Here is a 19,971-nt window from a genome sequence, read left to right as displayed (position 1 = left end):
GGCCAATCGGCTCCGCACCCCAGGTGCAGCGAGCTTCGAGGAAGCAACGCGGCGGAAAACATGTCCCGTACGCGTTGCACGCAGGGTCCATGGTGTCCGTCTCCACAAGTCTTGACGAACGAATGGAGAAGCAAAGCATGATTGGCAACACCCCCTTGATACTGGCCATCGTCTGCGGCCTCGTGGCCGTGGCCTATGGGTTCTGGGCCCGAAGCTGGATTCTGGCAAAGGACCCCGGCAACGCCCGCATGCAGGAGATCGCAGCGGCCATCCAGGCCGGCGCCTCCGCCTACCTTGCCAAGCAGTACACGACCATCGCGGTGGTCGGTGCGGTTCTCGCCGTTCTCATCGCCCTCTTCCTTGACCTGACCACCGCAGTCGGCTTCGTGGTCGGCGCGGTGCTCTCGGGCGCCTGCGGCTTCATCGGCATGAACGTGTCGGTGCGCGCCAATGTGCGCACGGCGCAGGCGGCCACGCAGGGCATCGGCCCGGCATTGGACGTGGCGTTTCGCGGCGGCGCCATCACCGGCATGCTGGTGGTCGGACTCGGCCTGCTGGGCGTGACCGGCTTCTACTGGTTCCTGGCCGGCAGCGCGCCCACGGCGGACCACACCCTGGCGGCCATCCTGAACCCGCTGATCGGCTTTGCCTTCGGCTCGTCGCTGATCTCGATCTTCGCGCGCCTGGGCGGCGGCATCTTCACCAAGGGCGCCGACGTCGGTGCCGACCTGGTGGGCAAGGTGGAGGCCGGCATTCCGGAGGACGACCCGCGCAACCCCGCGGTGATCGCCGACAACGTGGGCGACAACGTCGGCGACTGCGCCGGCATGGCGGCCGACCTGTTCGAGACCTACGCGGTGACGCTGATCGCCACCATGGTGCTCGGCGCGCTGATGGTCACCACGGCACCGACCAACGCGGTGCTGTACCCACTGGCGCTGGGCGGCGTGTCGATCATCGCGTCGATCATCGGCTGCTTCTTCGTGAAGGCTTCACCGGGCATGGTCAACGTGATGCCCGCGCTCTACAAGGGGCTGGCGGTGGCGGGCGTGCTGTCGCTGATCGCGTTCTGGTTCGTCACGAGCTGGATCATTCCGGACAACGCCATCGCACCGAGCGGCAGCCAGCTCAAGCTGTTCGGCGCCTGCTTCGTGGGCCTGGCGCTCACCGCGGCGCTGGTGTGGGTGACCGAGTACTACACCGGCACGCAGTACAAGCCCGTGCAGCACATCGCGCAGGCCTCGACCACCGGCCACGGCACCAACATCATCGCGGGCCTGGGCGTCTCGATGCGCTCGACGGCCTGGCCGGTGATCTTCGTCTGCATCGCGATCCTGGCGTCGTACTCGCTCGCCGGCCTGTTCGGCATCGCGGTCGCGGCAACGTCGATGCTCAGCATGGCGGGCATCGTGGTAGCGCTCGACGCCTACGGCCCCATCACCGACAACGCAGGCGGCATCGCCGAGATGAGCGACCTGCCCGCCAGCGTGCGCGCCGTGACCGATCCGCTCGATGCGGTCGGCAACACCACCAAGGCCGTGACCAAGGGCTACGCCATCGGCTCGGCCGGCCTGGCATCGCTGGTGCTCTTTGCCGACTACACCCACAAGCTCGAGAGCTTCGGGCTGAACATCAGCTTCAACCTGAGCGACCCGATGGTGATCGTCGGCCTCTTCATCGGCGGCCTGATTCCCTACCTGTTCGGCGCGATGGCCATGGAAGCCGTGGGCCGCGCGGCCGGCGCGGTGGTGGAGGAAGTGCGCAGGCAGTTCCGCGACATCCCCGGCATCATGGAAGGCACCGGCAAGCCCGAGTACGGCAAGGCCGTGAGCATGCTGACCGGCGCGGCCATCAAGGAAATGATGATCCCGTCGCTGCTGCCGGTGGTGGTACCGATCGTCGTGGGCCTGGTGCTCGGACCGAAGGCGCTGGGCGGGCTGCTGATGGGCACCATCGTCACGGGCCTGTTCGTCGCCATCTCGATGTGCACCGGCGGCGGCGCGTGGGACAACGCCAAGAAGTACATCGAGGACGGCCACCACGGCGGCAAGGGTTCCGAGGCGCACAAGGCGGCCGTCACCGGCGACACCGTGGGCGACCCCTACAAGGACACAGCCGGCCCGGCCGTGAACCCGCTGATCAAGATCATCAACATCGTGGCGCTGCTGATCGTGCCGCTGGTGGTGAAGTTCCATACCGGCGATGCGGCGGCCGCCGTGCCGACCAAGATCGAAACGCCACCTGCCGCCATGGCACCTGCCGCCGCCGTGACGCCGTCGACACCCGCGGCCGTGGTTGCGGCGGGCGCAGTGTCGGCGGCCGAAGCCGCCGCGGTGAAGGTCGAGAACGGCGTGGTGAAGTTCTACTTCGCGAGTGCCAGCGCCGAGGTCGCGCCCAATGCCAGGGAGGCGCTCGCCGACGTCATCAAGGCAGTGCAGAGCGGCAGCACGGTGCTGGTGAGCGGCTACCACGACGCCAGCGGCGACCCCGCGAAGAATGCCGAGCTGGCCAAGCAGCGCGCCATGGCCGTGAGCGACGCGCTCAAGGCCGCCGGCGCGCCCGAAGACAAGATCGAGCTCGCCAAGCCCGAGCAGTCGCAGGCCGACGGGCCGCCCTCCGAGGCGCGCCGCGTCGAGGTCAAGGTCAAGCCCTGACGCGCGCTCCCAGGCCGACCGCCATGGCGCCGCGTACACACTAGCGCCATGCATTACCTCCACGCACTGTTCTCCGGCACCTGGGCCATCGCACGGGCCGAACTGGCGATCGTGCGGCGCTTTCCGCGCATCCTGCTGGCGGTGGTGGCGGTCGGCGTGGTGCCTGCGATCTATGCGCTGATCTACCTCACGAGCGTGTGGGATCCGGCGGGCCACACCGCCGACCTGCCGGCGGCCATCGTGAACCAGGACCGGGGCGTGACCTACATGGCGCAGTCGGTGAACGTGGGCGACGAACTCACGCGCACCCTGCTCGAAAAACGCGCCTTCGGCTTTCGCACCATGACCGACCCCGAGGCCGCGCGCGCGGAAGTGCGCCGCGGCACGCTCGCCTTCGCGCTGCTGATTCCGGCGGACTTCAGCGCCAACGCCGTGCCCGGCACGCACCGCGGGGCGGGCCAGTTGGTGGTCTACACATCGGAAGGCAACAACTACAGCTCGGCCGGCCTGGCCCGGCGCTTTGCGGGCGAACTGGGGCACCAGGTCAACGAGATGCTCAACGAGCAGCGCTGGGAGCTGGTGCTGAACGCGGCCTCCGGCTCGCAGCAACGGCTGGAGCAGCTCAAGCAGGCGCTGCTGCAGCTGCGCGACGGCAGCCAGGCGCTGGCCACCGGCGCCATCCAGTACAGCGCGGCGGCCCAGCAGGTGGGCAGCGGGTTCAGGCAGGTCAATGGCGGCATCCGCACCATCCAGTCGAAGCTGCCGGCCGACCCGGACCTGCGCGCGCTGAAGTCCGGCGCGCAGCAGCTCACGGCGGGGCAGCGCGAACTGGGCAGCGGGCTCGCGCAGATCAGCGATGGCCTGGACCAGTTGAACGCAGGCGCTGGCCAGTTGGGTGACGGCGCACGCAAGATGCAGAAGGATTCGGCCGACATTCCCTTCGTCGGCGACCGGCTCGCCCGCGGCGCTAGCGAGCTGGCCGCCGGTGCGGACAAGCTGCGCGGCGGCCTCGGCCAAGCCCAGGCCGCGATGAACAAGGCCGAGGACGGCAACCAGAAACTGGTGACCGGCGCCGCCGCGCTCGAAGGCGGCGTGGGCAGGCTCACCGACGGCATGGGCGCGCTGTCTGCCGGCATTCGCACCCTGGCCGGCAAGCTGCCCGAAGACCGCAAGCTCGACGAGTTCGTGCAGGGCGGCGCGCAACTGTCGCAAGGCGCGCAGCGTCTGCTGACCGGCGTGCGCACCATCGAGGCCGCCCTGCCCGCCTCCATCACCCGCATCCAGGGCAGTGCCTCAGGCCTGGCCGACTCGGTCGAGCCGAAGGTCGAGGTGGTGGCCCCGGTGGCCAACAACGGCAGCGCCTTCGTGCCCAACATGGTGTCGGTGGCGCTGTGGATCGGCGCGGTGATGGCCGGGTATCTGTTCAACATCCGCATCGTGCTGACGGACCACACCCACTACCCGAAGCTGGCGAAGACACTCGGCAAGATCACCATGCCGGCGCTCGTCGTGCTGCTGCAGGTGGCGCTGGTGCTGGCCACGCTGCTGGGCGTGCTGCAGGTGCAGGCACCGCGCGTGGGCGCGCTGGCGCTCACCATGGTGCTGGCCTCGCTGGTGTTCCTGGTGGTGCTGTTCGCCATCCTCCATGTCTTCGGCGACTTCGGCCGCATCCTGACGGTGCTGCTGCTCACGCTGCAGCTGTCGGCCGGCGGCGGCGTGCTGCCGGTGGAGCTGTCAGCCGGCTTCTTCCGCGACGTGCACAGTTGGCTGCCCTTCAGCTGGGTGGTGCAAGCCTTTCGCGCCGTGATGTTCGGCGCCTTCGACAACGGGTGGGCGCACGCCTGCGGCGTGGTGCTGCTGTCCGGCGCGGTAGCGGTGGGGCTGATGGCGATCTTCGGCAAGTGGAAGGACGTGCTGCTGGCCGACTACAAGCCGACGATCCAGGTTTGATCCACGTGACATCGGCTGGCTACCGCCCGCTGGCACGGCTTCTGATGCCCTGAATGGCCGCCACGCCTCGCGCCATCGACGCGAAGCGGGCTCAGCGTTGGCTCTCCGCCGCCACCGCGCGCACCAGCCGCGTGGCCGGCGCCACCAGCTCGCGCAGGTCACCCGCGCGGTCCTGCTCGATGGCCTGCAGCACCAGTTCGTTGATGCCGCCGACCACCGTCATCGCCATCTCGCTGGTCAGGTGCGCCGCGGGCTCCTGGGCGCTGCCGCTGTTGTTGATCGCCCCCTGGATGAAGTTGGCGATTTCGTCGTTCACCCGGCGCCGCACCACGAGGCCCGGCATGCCAAGGCCCAAAATCTCGACGAACAGCGTGCGCAGCAGCACCGGGTCTTGCGCAAGGTAATCGAAGTACGCCGTCATGGCCTGCTCGACCTGCGCGTGCCACGGCTGCACAGGGTCGAAGGCCTCGCTCACCGCCTTCAGCGCCAGGCGGCTCGCCGTTTCGTAGAGCGCGATCAGGCACTCGGTCTTGGTGCTGAAGTGTTCGTAGAAGGTGCGGCGCGACACGGCGGCCTCGCGCACGATGTCGGCAATGGTCGTGTCCGCGTAGCCCTTGGCGGCCACGGCCTGCGCCATGCCCTGCAGCAGGCGCGCGTAGTGCTCGCTCCCGGGCCCGTCCACAGACTTGGAAGGCGCTGGCTTTTCGATGGTTTCGCTCATTGACCGTACATTTTCCTACGCTCCGGTACTTGACAGTACCGATTCACGATTGCAACATGGCAGCATGCGGTACGAAGTTGTACCAATCTTCCAGCCCACGCATGCCGTGGCTTTTTTGAGGCTTTTTCAATGACCGAACTCGTTGTCCGCCGTCTGCTGATCGACCTGCAATCGCCCTTCGCCCGCAACTGGTGTGGCGGCGATGCATTCTCGACCGCTTTCTTCAATGCCCTGTCGATGAGTTTTCCCTTCGGCGAACAGTTCTTCATCGATGCCGTGCGCGACGCCGTGGCCACGCTGCCGCCCGAGGTGCAGGACAAGCACCGCGCCGAGGTGCGCGGCTTCATCGGCCAGGAGGCGACGCACCGGCGCATTCATTCGCTGTTCAACAACCACCTCGAGAGCCAGGGTTTGGTGGACGGCTGGACGGCGCGCGCCAGCAAGCGCATGACGCTGATGGAAAACACCGATCCGCGCCACGCGCTGGCGGTGACGGCGGCCACCGAGCATTTCACGGCGATGTTCGCCGAATGGCTGCTGGCCCATCCGCGGGTCCTCGAAGGCGCCGAGCCCCGGCTGCGCACCATGTGGCTGTGGCACAGCGCGGAAGAACTGGAACACAAGAGCGTGGCCTTCGACATCTACAAGGCCGCGGGCGGCTCCGACGCGTGGCGCAAGCGCTGGTTCCGCCGCGTGACGATGATGTTCCTGGGCGACCTGATGCGCCAGACCCTCGACAACCTGCGCCACGAAAAGCAGCTGTGGAAGTGGTCGACCTGGAAGAGTGCCGCGCGCATCCTGCTGAGCCGCGACGGTCTGCTGCGCGGCAACGTGGCCGGCTGGCGCAGCTACCTGCGCGCCGACTTTCATCCGGCGCAGCAGGACAGCACCCTGTCGGAACGCTGGCTGGAGGACAACCGCGCGCAGTACACGCCCGTGGGCGCAGCGCACGAACCGACCGCGGCGGCTGCGTAAGCAGCCTCCACGGGCACGGCAGAGCCAGGAATCAGTAGAAGCTGGCGCGGTGCGGCGCGCCGTTGCCGGTCGGCTTGTGCTCCGGGCGCAGCGACAGGTCGTGCAGGGTGTCGAAGTCGGACGGGGCGTCAGGCACGCGCATCACGGTTTCCAGCTCGTGCATCGACGTGACCCAGCGGCCGGCCGCCGACTCGGCAGGCTCGTCGTTGGCGAACACGCCATCGCGGATGTAGAGGGTTTCGCCTTCGGGGCGCTCGGCGTGCAACTCGATCAGGCGCGCGATCGCGAAGTTGTACGTCACCAGCTTCTCGCGCGTCTTGCGGTCCTTGCCACCGCAGTTGAACGAGCCTTCGGCGGCGATGACGATGCAGGAGCCGTCCACGCCCCCGTCCATCTCGATCTCGTTGCCCGAGCGCCAGATGGCGTTGGGCAGTCGCACCCTCACCTTGTCGATCACCAGGTCGCGTTGCTTGTTGAGGCTGCCCAGCGGTGGCACCAGCGAACGCAACTGGCGCAGGCGCTCGGCAAAGTTGTCGTCCATGAGGAACTCGACATGGTGCGTGGCGCTCCCCGAGGAGCGCTTGACCACCTGCATGATGACGTGGCGCGGCTTAGCCATGGCGGCACCCTTTTGCAAGCGTTGAAATCCATGTCCCGCGCGGAGAATCGATGGCGTGGCTGCAATTCATTGGGAATCGACTACAAATTAGAACTTTGGAGTAAATGCAATTACTTGCATCATTTGTTTCTAACTGTATAGCGATTCAAGCCATCGTGGAAGCTATCCGTGACTTTATGCACACGGGCATGTCGCCAAAACGTCTTCCTGCCGTGCTAACGGGTTACCCCGTCAGTGGCGCAACTCCAACGGGCCTATTCGAGGGATTCGTCGAGCGCCTTGCAAGAAGGCGCGCAAACGGTTTGCGACTTGCCCAGCACCTGGCGCGTGCGCAGCTGCGAGCGCACCCGGTGCTTGCCGCACATGAAGCACGACATGGTCGCGCCGCTGAACGACGCGGAGGCACGAAACGGCGAACCCGGCGCCTTGGTCTTGTAGCGCAGGCCGTCCGCCACCACTGCCGTTTTCACTTCACCCTTCGCCATGCGTCTTTTCCTTGCTGGTCGGTTCCGCACGGCGCATGGCGCGTGCAATGGCTTCACGGGCGCTGAATTCAGCAGCCAGCGAAGCGTCGAGCGCCGAGCGGCAAAGCCCGGCGTGCTGGTAATTGAGGTTTTCGTACACCTCGGCCGCGGCCGGAAAGGCGTCGAGCAGTCGGCCGAGTTCGGCCCCCTGCTCCACGTCCTCGAACTCGTGCACCAGATGCTCGACGACGGAGCGGTACTGCTCTGCGCCGACGGGCACGGCGCTGTGCTCGAGTTTTTCCAGCAGTTGAGCCAGTACGTGGGTCACTGCCAGATCGGTCTTGGGAGACGGATTATCGGTGGTGTTCATGAGTTCCATCTGGGGGCAGCATACGCCTATGCAAGTGGCTGCTCGTAGAGGGTCGTCTCCGGCGCCCCCGCCTGCTGCACGTTCTGCGCCGCCTGCATGCGCTGGAGCAGGCTGTGGAGCATCTCGGTCGACAGCCCATGGATCACCAGCCGGTGCCCCGCGCGAAGTGTCGACAGCGGCACCAGCGGATGCTTGTTGTTGACCAGGATCAGGTGTTCCGGCGCATTCAGGATGGTCGCCGTGTAGATGCCGATGGTTTCGTCCAGTTGCAAGGAGTTGGCCGCGCGCCAGAAATCGTTGTCCGTGAGCATCAGCTGGTACAGCGGCGTGAACAGCTCGATGGCGCTCTGCAGGTCCAGGAAGTTCAGCTTGCCTTGCGGCATGTCCTCCAGCCGCAGCCCCGGCGCCTTGATCATCGAGAAGTCGACGTTCTCGGCCTTGCACAGCGCCAGCCCCTTGTCGCGCAACGCCGTGTTCAGCCGGATCACGAAGTTGAACAGGTTCAGGTCGTGCTTCAGGAACATCTCGTCCTTCAGCGCGTCGATGTCGGCCGGCTCCAGCGGGTTCGTGGCCACGGGTGCCGGCGAATTGCGCCCGATGAAAGCCAGCACCTGAGACCCCAGGTGAAAGTGCCGAAGGATCAACCAGTTGGCCTCGGGCGACACGAAGCGCTTCAGCCCCCATGCCAGGAACCGGTGCAGCAGCATCGAGTGCGACCAGTTGCGCGGCACGAACACCTTCACGATCTGGATCAGGATGATCGTCAGCCGCGCAATCGGCCGCAAAAACGGCAGCAGGTACTGCCGTGACCCCGAGCTCGAATCGGCCAGCCACGCCGCCTTCACGTTGTCGGGCAGCGGCGTGCTCTGGTCGAGGTACAGCGCTAGCCAGGGGCTGGGGTCGCGCTCGTCGTGCGCCTGGGTCAGGAAATCAGGTGTTCGGTCCATGGGGCATTCGCTCGGTGATGTGCTGGAACTGCATCAGGTACAGGGCCGCCGTGTGGCGCGCGGTGTCGGTGATCTGGCGCGCGGCGCGGGCCTGCCCCTCCACGGCCATCACCATCTCGACCGCGGTGAGCCAGCGGCTCAGGTGGTGCTCGTCGTTGTGGCCGTGGTATTCGAGGAAGCGGAAGGCATCGGGCTGCAGCTTCAGGCTGGCCTTGAGCAACGGCAGCAGCGCCGGCACGATGCGCTGGCCCGTGCCCTCGATGATGTAGATCGCACCCAGCAGCCCGATCGGGTCGCGCGTGGCGGCCAGGCCGTGCAGGTAGGCGTTGAGCGCCTCGCCGCCGGGGTTGCGGCGCAGGTCCTCGATGCGCTCGACCGTGCCGCCGGCTTGGCGGTAGTCGCTGAAGAGGATGTTGAAGTCGTTCTGCTCCTCGCCCGCGTGCACGTCGATCAGCGAGGCCAGCATCCGGTACGGCTCGCTCAGCGAGGCCGCGCCTTCGCGCATCCACAGGCTGCCTTCGCGCACCTGCGGTACCCACTGTTCCATCCAGTTCAGGTAGTCGGGCACAGCGAAGCGGCGCTCCCGGATCTGGCGGACCAGCGGCGTGCGCCACACACGCGAGCGGTAGTCGTGCCAGATGGCGGCCAGTTCGGTCAGCAAGGCGCCCAGGCCTTCGGGCGCGGCGGCCGGGTCGTGCGGGGGCGCGATCACCAGGTCGTCGTCCGGCACTGCTGCCGCACGGGGCGCCAGCGCCACCGGCGCGGCATTCACCGCCTCGACCTCGAGCAGCATGTACGCCGCCATGAAGCGGCCCGACTCCGGCACGTAGCAGAAGATCTGCTCGCCCGGCTTCAGCGTCTTGGTGTGCAGGAACTCGGCCAGCATCACGAGGATCGACGCCGCGCCGGTGTTGCCGCGCCATGCCAGGTTGCTCCACCAGCGTTCGCGCGGAATCGACAGGTCGGCCTTGGCCATGAGGTCTTCGACCACCGGAATGAATTTTTCCGACGAGTAGTGGCAAAGAAAGTGATCGACACGCTTCGGGTCGACCCAGCCGTCGCGCACCAGACCCGCGTATTCATGGATGCCGATGTCGAACAGGTGCGGCAGCAGCCGGATGTCCTGCCGCAGCGACAAGGCGCCCGCCGCTTCGGCTTCGGCCCAGGAGCCGAAGTCGAGATGACCGCGGGCGCGGTCTTCGGTCAGGCCCATCTGCATGCACACCGGGTAGTCGCCCGAGAAGGCGCGCTGGTGCACCCACTTCAGCTTCAGCCGCAGCCCCGGCGCGCCGGCCAGCGCGGGCCTGCCGTCCGACAGCAGCAAGGCGCCCGCGCCATCGGAGAGCATCCAGCGCAGGAAGTGCGAGTCGAAGTCGGCTTCGTAGCCGCGCGCCGCAAAGCGCGATCGCTTGAACAGTCGCGACGGCATCTCGCTGGCCACCGCCATGGCCGTGCGGTGCGCGCCCAGTTCGATGCCCTGCGCGGCCGTCTGGATCGCCGACACGCCCGCCGCGCAGATGCCATGCACCGAGTGCGTCTCCATCGGCTGCGCCGCCAGTTCGCCCTGGATCATGTTGGCGAAGCCCGGCATCAGCGTGTCGCCGCCCGAAGACCCGCTGGCCAGCAGCGACACGCGCGACAGCTCGGCCCCGCCGCGTCGCAGGCAGTCGCGAATGGCGCCGGCCGCCAACTGCGCGTTGGTGTGCTGCGTGACGCCCTCCGCATCGATGGCGTAGTGCCGGGTGAGGATGCCGTTCTCCGCCAGGATGCGCCGCTTGATGCGCTCCGACATGCGGTTCAGCGGCGCGATGTACGCGTCCATGCGGTCGTTGGGAATAGGCTCGCCCGGCATGAAATAGCCGGCGCTCTCGAGGTAGACGCGTTGGAATGAAACGGGCATGGGTTCAGGAGATGGATGAATCGGGAGGTATCAGCGGGCGGCTGCGAAAACGCGGCCACACGGTCCCCAGCACGAACACGCGCGCCATGTAGGGAACCAGCCCGCCCTCGTTGAGCACGGGCGCGACCTGCGCGCGGTAGCGCGTGTGATGCAGGTGCGTGAGCTCGGACCAATGGGCATGCGGGTTCTCGTGGTGTGCGGTGTGCAGGCCGATGTTGAACAGCAAGGGGTTCACCAGCCCCTCGAAATTGCGGGCGTAGTTCAGCTGGCTACCCGGGGTATCGCCGGGCGCCTCCTTGGGTGATGTCTTTCGGCCGTCCGCGTGGGCGTGCTGCAGGTAGTTGGTGGCCAGCAGCCAGTGCAGGCCATGCAGCTGCGGCACGATCACGAAGACCAGCGCGCGGCGCCAGTCGAGCGCCAGCAGCACCGCCCAGCTTCCCAGCCACAGCGCGTACTGCGCGATGCAATAGCGCCACGCGCCGCGCCGGTGCTGACGCAGGCGCGCGAGCCACGCGGCAAACACCGGCGCCAGCACCCACACCGCCTGGAACGGGTGCATCAGGTACCCCCCCAGGTGATTGGTGTCGCCACCGAAGCGGTAGGTGCGCGCCACGTCCTTCGGCCCGTGCCGATGGCGATGATGGTTGGCGACGTGCGCCGGCCAGAACACGAAGGTCGGGTGGCCCTGCAGCAGCGTGATCCAGAAGTCGGTGAGGCGGTTCATGCGCCGGCCGCGCCACATGCGCAGGTGCACATGGTTGTGATGAATCACGCCGATGCCGAGCGTGAGAAACAGCATCGGCGCATACAGCACGACGTTGAAGCCGTGCACCCACTGCCAGGCCGCCAGCGCAGGCAAGGCCACGAGGTAGGCCAGGCTCTGCCAGTCCCGCCCGTGGCGCAGCCTCGGCAAGCGATGGCGCGCGTCAGGCGGTCGTGGTAGCGCCATGCTTCTTGTCGAAAGCCTTGAAAAGCGGCTCGGCCGCATCAGCCGCGATGCGGGTGCGGAACAGCCGGTCCATGAAGGTGAACTGAAAACCGTAGTTGCCGTTGTGCACCGCATGGTGCAGGTGGTGCCGGCGGCTCGCTGCGAACCAGTGGCTGTACGACACGCGCGTGAAGAAATCGTAGTTCGAATGCCCGACGCAATTGAAGAACAGGCTGAACACCGGCACCGACGCCAGCGCCCAGAAGCTGAAGTCGTGCACCACCATCGGCAGCAGGATCACGTTGCCGAGCATCAGCGCCTCGATGGGGTGAAAGCTGTAGGTGGCCCAGGGCGTGGTCACGAAGGAGCGATGGTGCGGCCCGTGAAAGCGCCGCAGCCAGCGCGTGTGCAGCAGCCGGTGGTTGACCCAGAAATGCACGTCGTTCCACACCGCGAGCACCGGAATTTCGAGCGCGATCTGCCGCCAGCCCGCATCGCCGTCGAGCCGCGCCCAGCCCAGCTGCAGCAGGCCCCACGGAAACACCATGCCCAGCCCGAAGATCAGCACCGACACGCCCGACTGCCCCAGCTCGCGCCGCAGTTGCCCCGGCTGCAACGGCCGCGGATCAAGCACGCGCCCCACACCCAGCGCCGGCAGCACGCGCTTCGTCAAAAGCCAGGTGAGCCCGCCGAAACCAAGATAGATACCGCCGAAAAAAAGGACGCCCCACAGCATGACCTGCGGGGCGGACAACGAGGTGAAAGTCTGCGCCATCCCCCGAGGCTACAACAGCATTTCGGGAACGATGGGTGCAATGAGCATGTTGTAGAAGCGCTGGAAGAAACCCGACTCCGGCTCGTAGGTCAGCACGACCTCTTTCTCGCCGTCGTTGGTGAGCCACTGCAGCGTGCCGGTGTCCTTGGCCAGGCGCAGCCGGTAGGAGTTCTGCAGCTTGCTGATGTTGATGATGCGCAGCATCTCGCGTGCCAGCTGCGGACTGTCGACCACCAGCCCCATCTCGGTGTTCTGGCTGGCCGAGCGCGGGTCGAGGTTCATCGAGCCGATGAAGATGCGCTTCTTGTCGATGGCGGCGGTCTTGGCGTGCAGCCGGCCCAGCGACTTGCCGAACATGCCGAACCGCTCGCCCTTGCTGGTGCGCTGCGGGCTCAGCTCGTACAGGTCGGCGCCGCTTTCGAGCAGCCGCTGGCGGTAGCGCGCATAGCCGGTGTGCACCAGCGGCTCGTCGTTGGCGGCCAGCGAGTTGGTCAGCAGCGTGAGCTTCACGTTGCGCCTGGCCAGGTCTTCGAAGGCGGCCATGCCGCGCTCGCCCGGCACGAGGTAGGGCGAGGTCAGGTCGACCTCGGTCTTGGCGTCCAGCAGCAGGGCCCACACCTTCATCGTCACGCTGGTGGCGATGGCCTCGTCGGCCGTCATGGTCGCGGGCTTGGTGGGCGGGTCGGCAATGGCGCGGGCCTCGCCCCACAGCAGGCCCATGCGGCCGCCGTCCAGCTCCTCGCCGATGGGGCCATAGCCCAATATGTCGGACGGCGGCAGCACGATCTTCGGCGGCGGCGCGGCCATGCCGACCCAGCTGTCGAAGTCGGCGGTGCCGGGCTTGTGGCCGCCCTCGCCCGTCACGATGTCGGCGATGGGCCAGGCCTGCACGCTGTTCCAGTAGGCGTCGAAGATCGATTCGAGCTGCGGCACCACCTTGCCGACCACCAGCGCGTCCATGTCGATGAAGTTCTGGGCCTCGCTCAGCACGAAATACTCGTCGGCGATGTTGCGCCCGCCCACCACCGCCATCACGCCGTCGGCGATGAAGAGCTTGTTGTGCATGCGGTGGTTGAGCCGCACGATGTCGAACGGCGAGGCCGCGAAGCGCGACAGGAAGCCGTTGCGCGCGCAACAGAACGGGTTGTACAGGCGCACGTCCACGTTGGGCGTTTCGGACAGGGCCAGCAGCAGTTGCTGGCTCTTCACGGTGTACAGGTCGTCGACCAGCACCCGCACCTTCACGCCGCGCGCCGCCGCTTCGCGCAGGGTGCGCAGCAGCAGGCGGCCCACCGCGTCGTTCTCGAGCTGGTAGTACTGCACCACCAGCGAGCGCTGGGCCCGCTGCGCGAGCTGTATGCGCGCATCGAGCGAGTACACGCCCAATGGCATCAGCCGGAAGCCCGAATGCTCGCCCGGCGGGGTGGACGCGTCGACGATCTTCGCCAGCGTGGTCGAGGCATCGGCGGACGCGGAAAACTCCGCCGGCCGTTCCCGCGCCGGCTGCAGGGAGCCGCAGGCGACCAGCGCCGCGGCCAGAGCGCCTGCAAGCGCCATGCGCAGAAGTGAGGTCCAGGCGGTCATGATCGAGATTTCCCTTGCGTTGTGGTCTTGTCGTTGTCTTCTGTACGCCCGCGGGGCAGTGCCGGTTTCAGGCAAGCCCCTGCGTTCATGCCGCGGCCTAGAATTCCCGCCACACCGCACCGGAGTACATCATGGCCCGTCAGACCCCCTCGCGCATCGCCCTGATGACTGTTTTTGCAGCCCTCGCCCATTCCACTGCCTGGGCCGCGCTGGACATCGGCGACCCCGTGCCCCGCTTCACCGCCGACGCCGCCCTGGGCGGCAAGACCTTCCGCTATTCGCTGAACGACGCGCTCGCCAAGGGGCCGGTGGTGGTTTACTTTTTTCCGGCCGCCGACTCCGCCGACTGTTCCATCGAGGCGCACGCCTTCGCCGAGGCCGTCGACAAGTTCACCGCCCTGGGCGCCACCGTGATCGGTGTTTCTGCGGACGACATCGGCACGCTGTCGAAGTTTTCGGTCAAGTCGTGCCAGAGCCGCTTTCCGGTGGCCTCGGACGAAGCCAAGACCGTCATCCAGGGTTTCGACGCGCTGATGCAGACCCGGCCCGACTTCGCCAACCGCCTGTCCTACGTGATTTCGACCGACGGCAAGGTCGCCTACTACTACCAGAACCTGAACCCCGACAAGCATGTGGAACGCACGCTGAACGCCGTGCGGGCGCTGCCTAAAGCCACCGCCGCCAGGTAGCGTCCGCCCAGGGGTCGCCGCCTTGCCCGGCCACGGATTTCGCGCGCTTCGCGCAAAATCCTGCCCCATGCAGCTCAACTACATCGCCAACGCGGACGTTCCGTCCTCCTCCGGCCGCACCCTGCCGGTCATCGACCCTTCCGACGGACAGCCCTTCGACGAAATCCAGCGCAGCAACGCCGCCGACATCGACTCCGCCGTGCGCGCCGCACGCGACTGCTTCGAGGGTGTGTGGCACAAGGTCAGCGCCGCCGACCGCAGCCGCCTGCTCTACAAGCTCTCGCAGAAGATCGCCGAGCACGTCGACGAACTCGCGCTCATCGAGCAGCGCGACTGCGGCAAGCCCGTGAAGCAGGCCCGCGCCGACGCCGTGGCGCTGGTGCGCTACTTCGAGTTCTACGCCGGCGCGTGCGACAAGCTGCACGGCGAGACCATCCCCTACCAGGACGGCTACAGCGTCTTCACCTGGCGCGAACCGCACGGCGTCACCGGCCACATCATTCCGTGGAACTACCCGATGCAGATCTTCGGGCGCAGCGTGGGCGGCGCGCTGGCCGCAGGCAACGTGTGCGTGGTGAAGCCGGCCGAGGATGCGTGTCTTTCGCTGATTCGGGTGGCGCAGCTGGCGGCCGAGGTCGGCTTTCCGGCGGGCGCGCTCAACATCGTGACGGGCTACGGCCACGAGGTGGGCGACGCGCTCGCGCGGCACGAGGGCATCGACCACATCAGCTTCACAGGCAGCCCGAAGATCGGCACGCTGATCCAGCAGGTGGCGGCCGAGCGGCACTGCCCGGTCACGCTCGAGCTCGGCGGCAAGAGCCCGCAGATCGTCTTTGCCGATGCCGACCTGGACGCGGTCGTTCCGGTGGTCATCAACGCCATCGTGCAGAACGCGGGCCAGACCTGCTCGGCCGGTTCGCGCGTGCTGATCCAGCGCGACATCTACGAGCCCCTGCTCGAGCGCCTGGGCCATGCCTTCGAGGCGCTGCGCGTCGGTCCCGCCGCGATGGACCTCGACGTGGGCCCGCTGATTCGCCAGACGCAGCAGCAGCGCGTGTGGGACTTCCTGAGCGATGCCCAACACGCCGGCATTCCGATGGTGGCGCAGGGCGTCGTGGTCGACGAAGCGCCCGAAACCGGCTTCTACCAGGCCCCGACGCTGCTGCGCGACGTGCCCGTGGGCCATCGCCTGGCGCAGGAAGAGGTGTTCGGACCGGTGCTGGCCGCCATGTCCTTCACCGACGAAGACGAGGCGGTGGTGCTTGCCAATGCCACGCAGTTCGGCCTGGTGGCCGGCGTGTGGACAAACGACGGTTCGCGCCAGTTCCGCATGGCCAGGCGCGTGCGCAGCGGGCAGGTGTTCATCAACAACTACGGCGCGGGCGGCGGCGTGGAACTGCCCTTCGGCGGCGTGAAGTCTTCGGGCTACGGCCGCGAGAAGGGCTTCGAGGCGCTTTACGGCTTCACCACGCTGAAGACCGTCGCCGTCAAGCACGGCTAGAACCTGGCGCTCCCCCAGGCTGCGAAGGCAACCCTACCCCAGCGCGGTGTCGAGCAGCATCATCAGCACGAAGCCGATCATCAGCCCGCTGGTGGCAAAGGCCTCGTGCCCCTTGCGGTGCGACTCCGGAATGATCTCGTGGCTGATGACGAACAGCATCGCGCCCGCAGCGAAGCCCAGGCCCCAGGGCAGCAGCATCGCCGAATGGCCGACCACCGCGGCGCCCAGCACCGCGCCCAGCGGCTCGACCAGGCCCGAGGCCATGCCGATCAGCACCGCGAACACGCGGCTGTAGCCCGCAGCCAGCAACGCCACCGCGACGACCAGGCCTTCGGGCACGTCCTGGATCGCGATGCCGGTGGCCAGCGCGTCGGCGCGAAGGCCGTTGTTGGCCGCATAGCCCACGCCGATCGCCAGGCCCTCGGGCACGTTGTGCAACGCAATCGCGAAAACGAAGAGCCAGGTGCGGCGCAACTGTTTCGCGCTCTGGCCTTCGCGGCCCTTGATGAAGTGCTCGTGCGGCAGCATGCGGTCCATCAGCATCAGCACCGCGCCGCCCAGCAGGATGGCCGAGCCGATCACCCCGCCCGCTGCCCAACTGCCGCCGCCGAACGCGCCGATGGTCTTGGCGGCCTCCAGCCCCGGAATGATCAGCGAGAAGGCGCTGGCCGCCAGCATCACGCCGGCACCGAAGCCGAACAGCGTGTCCTGCAGCCGGTCGGGCAGCTTCTGCGAGAACAGCACCGGCAGCGTGCCCAGCGCCGTCGCCAGTGCGGCGACCGAGCCGCCCACCAGCGCGCTCCACACCAGCGGATCGGCGCGCACGAAATGCCAGAACTGCGACACCGCCACCAGCAAGCCTGCCGCGACGATGGTCAGGCCGATGCGTTCGCGCATCGGACGTGCCGGCTTCGGCTGTGCGCCGGCTACCTTGGCCTGCAGCGGGTCGTTCATGGGCCCGCTCCTCAGTCGCCGGTCGCGGCGGCGTGGCGCCGGGCCACCTCGGCCCAGTTCACCACGTTGTAGAACGCCGCGATGTACTCGGGGCGGCGGTTCTGGTACTTGAGGTAATAGGCGTGCTCCCAGACGTCCAGCCCCAGGATGGGCGTGTGGCCCGAGCCGATGCCGCGCATCAGCGGGCTGTCCTGGTTGCCGCTGCTTTCCACAGCCAGCTTGCCGCCAGCGCCTACCGACAGCCAGGCCCAGCCGCTGCCGAAGCGCGTGAGCGCAGCCTTGGTGAAGGCGTCCTTGAAGGCGTCGAGACCGCCCAGGTCGGCATCGATGGCCTGGGCCAGCGCGCCGGTGGGGGCACCGCCGCCGCCCTGGCCTACCGGCGCCATCACCAGCCAGAACAGGCTGTGATTGGCATGGCCGCCACCGTTGTTGCGCACCGGTGCGCGCAGCACCTCGGGCAGTTGCTCCACGCTGGCGATCAGTTGCTCGACCGGGGTTTGCGCATGCGGCGTGTCTTTCAGCGCCGCATTGAGGTTGTTCACATAGGTCTGGTGGTGCTTGCCATGGTGGATTTCCATCGTCTGCGCGTCGATGTGCGGTTCGAGCGCATCGAAGGCATAGGGCAAGGCTGGCAAGGTGTACGGCACGGGCTGAGGCTCCTGGGTTGGAAGAGCCCTTTGCGTTGTCGACTTGGTGCGTACTCAGGCACCCAAATGATAAGAATTCTCATTGGCCGCGTCAAGACATCGGCGCCACGTTGACGAAAACCAGCCAAAAGCGGCAAGCTTTCGGTAACGATCGATACACTGCCTGCGGTATGTCTTCAGGGAGATTCCAACGATGAAATTCAGGCACATGCGTCCCCTTGCACCGCTTCTGCTGGTCCTGGCCACCGGCCTGGCGGGCGCGCAGACCGCCACTCCCCCGGCGGGCGACTACATCTTTCAATACGGCGGCGGTGCGCTCCACGTCAAGCCGAACGGGCACTTCGAAATCGCCACCATCGGCGCCAACGCCCACACCTGCGCGCTCGACGGCACCATCGTGCGCGGCAAGGCCAAGATCGACGACACCGCCTGCGTGGTGAACTTCGCCCTCGACGCCGACAAGGTGAAAGTCACCACCAACGGGTCCGACCAGTGCCGCGAAAGCTGCGGCGCGCGCGCCAGCTTCGAGGGCACTTACACCCGCCCCACCCCGGGCTGCACCGACAAGGCGGTGGCCAATTCGCGCAAGACCTTCAAGCGCCAGTACGACGCCAAGGACTACGCCGCCGCCCGAACCACCCTGGCGCCCGTGCTGTCGGACTGCGACAAGACGCTCGACTGGATCACCACGGGCTGGATCCGCAACGACCTCGCGCTCACGCAGTTCAAGCTCAGCGACCGCGCCGCCTGCCTGAAGAGCCTTCAACCCCTGGCCGAGGACGCCGCCCTGACAGACGACGGCATCAAGGGCAACTACCCGCCGGCCGACGCCGAGATCTACCTGCCCGTGGTCCGCGCCACCCGCACGAACCTGAAGCTCTGCCGCGGATAACCCCGGGCGGGCTCGCGACAGACGGCGCTCAAGACCGTCGTGCCGGTTTTGCATTCACAACAAGACGGAGACATATCCATGAGATTCCTGAAACGCACCCTGTGCACGGCCGTGCTGGGCCTCGGCCTGGCCATTCCCCTGCTGGCCGCCGCGCAGGCGCTGCCCACCGCCACGCCCGAGCAGGTCGGCCTGTCGAGCGAGCGCCTGCAGATGCTCAGCGACGTGCTCAAGGCCGACGTGGCCGCCGGCAAGATCCCGGGCGCGGTGCTGCTGGTGGCGCGCCAGGGCAAGGTGGCCTGGTTCGAGCCGGTGGGCAAGCTCGATGCGGCCACGGGCGCACCGATGCAGCGCGACGGCATCTTTCGCATCTACTCGATGAGCAAGCCCGTCACCACGGTCGCCGCGATGATGCTGGTGGAAGACGGCCGGCTGAAGCTCGACGACCCGGTGTCCGCCTACCTGCCGGAGTTCGCCACCATGACGGTGGGCGTCGAAAAGCCCGGCCCCGACGGCAAGCCGGTGCTCGACACCGTGCCCGCGCGCCGCCCGATCACCGTGCAGGACCTGATGCGCCACACCTCGGGCCTGACCTACGGTTTCTTCGGCCCGGGCCTTGTGAAGCAGGCCTACAACGCCGCCGGCCTGGGCACCGGCGACCCGACGCTGGCCGAGTTTTCGCAGCGGCTGGCCAGGCTGCCGCTGGCCTACCAGCCCGGCACCACCTGGGAGTACAGCCAATCGACCGACATCCTGGGGCGCGTGATCGAGGTGGTGTCGGGCCAGTCGCTCTACCAGTTCGAGAAAACCCGCCTGCTCGACCCGCTGGGCATGAAAGACACCAGCTACTACGTGCCCGAGGCGGCACGCCAGCCGCGCATTGCCGAGCCGCTGCCCACCGACCGCAGCTTCGGCGTGGGGGCCGACTTCAACGATCCGCGCATCGTGCGCAAGTACGAGTCGGGCGGCGGCGGGCTGGTGTCGACCGCGAACGACTACGCGCGCTTTTTGCAGATGCTGCTGAACGGCGGCTCGCTCGACGGCAGGCGCTACCTCGGTCCGCGCACCGTGGCGCTGATGACCTCCGACCATGCCGACGCGGGCGCCGGCATCGTGCCCGGTCCGCTGTACCTGCCGGGCCCGGGCTACGGCTTCGGCCTGGGTTTCGCGGTGCGCCGCAACGACGGTGAGGCACCGTACCCGGCGGCCGGCGGCGAATACAACTGGGGTGGCGCGGGCGGCACCTACATGTGGGTCGACCCGAAGAACGAGATGTTCGTGGTGCTGATGCTGCAGTCGCCCAGGTACCGCACGCACTATCGCAGCCTGGCGCGCAACATGGTCTATGCGGCAGTGCTCAAGTAGCCTGCGGCGCGTGGGCTCATGGGCGATGGCGCAAAATCG

18 protein-coding genes are annotated in these 19,971 nt (G+C 67.4%); 7 read left to right on the top strand and 11 right to left on the bottom strand.

Annotated features, from left to right (window positions below; all coding sequences use genetic code 11):
* The first annotated feature begins 137 nt into the window (after positions 1 to 137).
* On the top strand, positions 138 to 2,654 hold the full coding sequence (locus ACSFA5_RS22655; RefSeq protein ID WP_435446284.1) for a sodium-translocating pyrophosphatase: 2,517 nt from the start codon (positions 138 to 140) through the stop codon (positions 2,652 to 2,654).
* A 48-nt stretch (positions 2,655 to 2,702) separates the two neighbouring features.
* The gene (locus ACSFA5_RS22650) at positions 2,703 to 4,604 is read left to right on the top strand and encodes a YhgE/Pip family protein (protein ID WP_435446283.1); all 1,902 of its coding nucleotides are present in this window, start codon (positions 2,703 to 2,705) and stop codon (positions 4,602 to 4,604) included.
* A gap of 91 nt (positions 4,605 to 4,695) precedes the next feature.
* Here the strand turns inward: ACSFA5_RS22650 and ACSFA5_RS22645 are convergent, their stop codons facing one another.
* A complete protein-coding gene (locus ACSFA5_RS22645) occupies positions 4,696 to 5,325 on the bottom strand; it encodes a TetR/AcrR family transcriptional regulator (protein WP_435446282.1) in 630 nt (209 codons plus the stop codon).
* A 129-nt stretch (positions 5,326 to 5,454) separates the two neighbouring features.
* Between ACSFA5_RS22645 and ACSFA5_RS22640 the strand changes: the two genes are divergently transcribed.
* A complete protein-coding gene (locus ACSFA5_RS22640; RefSeq protein WP_435446281.1) occupies positions 5,455 to 6,300 on the top strand; it encodes a metal-dependent hydrolase in 846 nt (281 codons plus the stop codon).
* Between the two features lie 31 nt (positions 6,301 to 6,331).
* On the opposite strand, the gene ACSFA5_RS22635 is transcribed toward ACSFA5_RS22640, so the two are convergent.
* From ACSFA5_RS22635 to ACSFA5_RS22600, 8 genes are all read right to left on the bottom strand, one after another.
* Entirely contained in the window at positions 6,332 to 6,919 is a 588-nt protein-coding gene (locus ACSFA5_RS22635) for a hypothetical protein (RefSeq protein WP_435446280.1), read from the bottom strand.
* Between the two features lie 254 nt (positions 6,920 to 7,173).
* Complete coding sequence (locus ACSFA5_RS22630) at positions 7,174 to 7,404, bottom strand: hypothetical protein (protein ID WP_116907419.1); 231 nt, start codon at positions 7,402 to 7,404, stop codon at positions 7,174 to 7,176.
* Entirely contained in the window at positions 7,391 to 7,753 is a 363-nt protein-coding gene (locus ACSFA5_RS22625; protein ID WP_435446279.1) for a hypothetical protein, read from the bottom strand. The genes ACSFA5_RS22630 and ACSFA5_RS22625 overlap by 14 nt, the downstream gene beginning before the upstream one ends.
* A gap of 26 nt (positions 7,754 to 7,779) precedes the next feature.
* Positions 7,780 to 8,700 carry a DUF6999 family protein gene (locus ACSFA5_RS22620; protein WP_435446278.1) on the bottom strand — a complete coding sequence of 307 codons (921 nt, stop codon included), beginning with the start codon at positions 8,698 to 8,700 and terminating at the stop codon, positions 7,780 to 7,782.
* Complete coding sequence (locus tag ACSFA5_RS22615) at positions 8,684 to 10,600, bottom strand: iron-containing redox enzyme family protein (protein WP_435446277.1); 1,917 nt, start codon at positions 10,598 to 10,600, stop codon at positions 8,684 to 8,686. Before ACSFA5_RS22615 ends, ACSFA5_RS22620 begins: the two co-directional genes overlap by 17 nt.
* Before the next feature lie 4 nt (positions 10,601 to 10,604).
* Positions 10,605 to 11,549, bottom strand: coding sequence for a fatty acid desaturase (locus tag ACSFA5_RS22610; RefSeq protein ID WP_435446276.1), 945 nt, complete (start codon positions 11,547 to 11,549; stop codon positions 10,605 to 10,607).
* On the bottom strand, positions 11,527 to 12,303 hold the full coding sequence (locus ACSFA5_RS22605) for a sterol desaturase family protein (protein WP_435446275.1): 777 nt from the start codon (positions 12,301 to 12,303) through the stop codon (positions 11,527 to 11,529). The genes ACSFA5_RS22610 and ACSFA5_RS22605 overlap by 23 nt, the downstream gene beginning before the upstream one ends.
* Before the next feature lie 9 nt (positions 12,304 to 12,312).
* Entirely contained in the window at positions 12,313 to 13,887 is a 1,575-nt protein-coding gene (locus tag ACSFA5_RS22600; protein WP_435446274.1) for a phospholipase D family protein, read from the bottom strand.
* Positions 13,888 to 14,018: 131 nt separating this feature from the next.
* Here ACSFA5_RS22600 and ACSFA5_RS22595 point away from each other — a divergent pair, with 131 nt between their 5' ends.
* Both ACSFA5_RS22595 and ACSFA5_RS22590 read left to right on the top strand, forming a co-directional pair.
* A complete protein-coding gene (locus ACSFA5_RS22595; protein WP_435446273.1) occupies positions 14,019 to 14,576 on the top strand; it encodes a peroxiredoxin in 558 nt (185 codons plus the stop codon).
* Positions 14,577 to 14,643: 67 nt separating this feature from the next.
* A complete protein-coding gene (locus tag ACSFA5_RS22590) occupies positions 14,644 to 16,077 on the top strand; it encodes an aldehyde dehydrogenase family protein (protein WP_435446272.1) in 1,434 nt (477 codons plus the stop codon).
* 33 nt (positions 16,078 to 16,110) lie between these two features.
* Here ACSFA5_RS22590 and ACSFA5_RS22585 read toward each other — a convergent pair whose 3' ends face one another.
* Positions 16,111 to 17,031, bottom strand: coding sequence for a ZIP family metal transporter (locus ACSFA5_RS22585; protein ID WP_435446271.1), 921 nt, complete (start codon positions 17,029 to 17,031; stop codon positions 16,111 to 16,113).
* Between the two features lie 11 nt (positions 17,032 to 17,042).
* Positions 17,043 to 17,678, bottom strand: coding sequence for a superoxide dismutase (locus ACSFA5_RS22580; RefSeq protein ID WP_435446270.1), 636 nt, complete (start codon positions 17,676 to 17,678; stop codon positions 17,043 to 17,045).
* Between the two features lie 193 nt (positions 17,679 to 17,871).
* Here ACSFA5_RS22580 and ACSFA5_RS22575 point away from each other — a divergent pair, with 193 nt between their 5' ends.
* Both ACSFA5_RS22575 and ACSFA5_RS22570 read left to right on the top strand, forming a co-directional pair.
* A complete protein-coding gene (locus tag ACSFA5_RS22575) occupies positions 17,872 to 18,570 on the top strand; it encodes a hypothetical protein (protein WP_435446269.1) in 699 nt (232 codons plus the stop codon).
* 78 nt (positions 18,571 to 18,648) lie between these two features.
* A complete protein-coding gene (locus tag ACSFA5_RS22570; protein WP_435446268.1) occupies positions 18,649 to 19,932 on the top strand; it encodes a serine hydrolase domain-containing protein in 1,284 nt (427 codons plus the stop codon).
* The last annotated feature ends 39 nt before the right edge of the window (positions 19,933 to 19,971 follow it).

This window comes from Variovorax monticola (genome assembly GCF_051216855.1).
Lineage (GTDB): Bacteria > Pseudomonadota > Gammaproteobacteria > Burkholderiales > Burkholderiaceae_C > Variovorax.
Note: the sequence above shows the minus strand (reverse complement) of the source record. Positions and strands in the feature narration are given on the sequence as shown.